We start from the raw sequence: 731 nt of genomic DNA on the forward strand, positions 1-731 counted from the left end.
TCGCTTATCAAGCATTTCGACCACTTGGTGATGTTTGATAAGCTCAACGCGGTCATGGTATGCAATGTTCAGTTCTTTCGCATATTCTTCAAGAGAGTCAAAACACGGCACAATCAGCGCAGAAACAAACTTGCGTGTATCGGCAATCACCGCAATCTGCTCAATGAAGTGGTCTTTACCAATCGCACCTTCGATCATTTGCGGTGCAATGTATTTACCACCAGAGGTTTTCATCAGTTCTTTAATGCGATCGGTGATGAACAGGTTGCCATTTTCATCAATATGGCCAGAATCACCGGGCTTTAAGAAACCGTGCTCATCACACGTCTTTTCGGTCTCTTCTGGCATTTTGTAGTAACCACGCATCACCATCGGGCCACGAACTAGAATCTCGTTGTTTTCGCCAATCTTCACTTGCGCGCCAGGCATCGACATACCGATAGAATCCGGATCAAAGCACTTGTCATCCCAGCACGAAATCGTCGCGGTGGTTTCTGTCATGCCGTAGCCCAACTTCACGTTGATGCCAATAGCATGGAAGAAGCGACCAATGGTTTCATCCAACTTCGCGCCACCACATGGCATAAAGTTGATACGACCACCGAGCAGTGCACGCAGTTTACTGAGCACCAGCTTGTCAGCTAATGCGTGTGCTTTGCGCAGCATCATCGAAGGTTTGCGTTTTTCTTGATGGCAAAGTGCCATTTTCGCGCCCATGTTCACCGCCCAAG

The 731-nt window shown here is 48.0% G+C and carries 1 protein-coding gene; it reads right to left on the minus strand.

Annotated features, from left to right (window positions below; all coding sequences use genetic code 11):
• Nucleotides 1-731: AMP-binding protein (locus R7Q48_RS27180; protein ID WP_318133356.1), on the minus strand; the 731-nt coding region annotated here is incomplete at both ends.

It is taken from the genome of Vibrio sp. 378 (assembly GCF_033339435.1).